The sequence below is a fragment of the Paenilisteria portnoyi genome, assembly GCF_014322795.1.
Lineage (GTDB): Bacteria > Bacillota > Bacilli > Lactobacillales > Listeriaceae > Listeria_A > Listeria_A portnoyi.
The window spans coordinates 1-1,246 of sequence record NZ_JAASTT010000046.1; the positions used below are offsets into that span (position 1 = coordinate 1).

The following is a 1,246-nucleotide window of genomic DNA, read 5'->3' on the forward strand; positions in this document are numbered from 1 at the left end:
TGATGTGATGTCAATATCTTGGACAAAATAAAATAGAATTAGTTTGCTATTTTTTCAAAAGCATTTGGTGTCAGATAACCTAAAGATTGGTGAATACGTTTGGTGTTGTAAAAGCCATAATTATAGCTAAATACAGCTCGATACACATCGTTGATGTCGTTTAAATCAAGACGATACAACTTTTCCCGTTTGATGCTGGCATGATACGATTCTATTTTTGCATTATCATAAGGGTAACCAGCTTTACTATAGGAGGCAGTTACGTGATGCTCCTTTAATATATCTCGATAGCTATGTGCTGTATATTGGCTTCCACGATCGGAATGAAGTAGTGCAATACTCGAGTATTTATTTAGTACTTGTTCTGTATGTCCGTCGACAAAAGCGCTATTCATTTGTTTTCCTACACCAAAATGAAGGACTTTCCGTGTGAACGCATCTAAGAACGTAATCACGTATACCCATTTATCTTGTAACGTCCACACATAGGTCATGTCGGGTAATACATGCGTCCCTGCCGATACAGGTTGGTCTGTTTTTATCTCATTAATGAGGGTTTCTTCCGTGCTCTTTGCTTGTTTTTCACGCCATTTTTTTACATAACAACAACGTAGTTGTAATCGTTTCATATCTGCCGAAATGGTTCGTATACTCGCTATAATTCCTTCTTCTCGTAGTAAATAGTGCAATTTGCGCGCACCATAAATTTGGTTATTTTCATAAAAAAGTACTGTGATACGAGCTTCTCTTATTTTTCGCGCTTTTTCCTGTTCGCTGACGGTTCTTTTCTTGTATTCATAATAGGTCGCTTTCGCTAGCCCTATCATTTCTAGCAATGTCTTCATTGGATGCATCTCCCGGTATTCATCGACCCAAGTTACTTTCTTCTGAGTACTTAATTTCCCTTTTTGTCCGTAAAGATGCTGATGCACTTTTTTAATATATCATTTTCCTCCTTCAAGCGCTGGATCTCTTTTTGTAGCTCCGCGTGTTCTGTTGCTAACTCTGGACGATTCTCGACGGCTGCTTTTACCTGTCTACTTTTTATCCATGTGTATATGGTTGCTTTAGCAATACCGTAGTCCTCTGATAAAGATTGCACGGAAGTGCCTGCTTCGTAGAGCTCTACAATCGTTTCTTTAAATGTGGTGTCCCATTTCCCTATTTTTTTCATTGAACAAATTCCTCCGATGTATTTGATATGTTTTATTCTATCATCTTTTGTCCAACTTTTATTCTACACCCA

The 1,246-nt window shown here is 37.9% G+C and carries 2 protein-coding genes; both read right to left on the reverse strand.

The genetic code is table 11. The features are described from left to right. Positions 1 to 38: 38 nt before the first annotated feature. Positions 39 to 932: an IS3 family transposase gene (locus tag HCJ66_RS15830; protein ID WP_187134012.1), complete on the reverse strand. Its 894-nt coding sequence runs from the start codon at positions 930 to 932 to the stop codon at positions 39 to 41. Then, entirely contained in the window at positions 896 to 1,174 is a 279-nt protein-coding gene (locus HCJ66_RS15835) for a transposase (protein ID WP_187134013.1), read from the reverse strand. The genes HCJ66_RS15830 and HCJ66_RS15835 overlap by 37 nt, the downstream gene beginning before the upstream one ends. Positions 1,175 to 1,246: the final 72 nt, after the last annotated feature.

Coding starts and splice junctions, on each gene's coding strand:
- HCJ66_RS15835 (WP_187134013.1), bottom strand. CDS start 1,174: ATGAAAAAAATAGGGAAATGGGACACCACATTTAAAGAAACGATTGTA.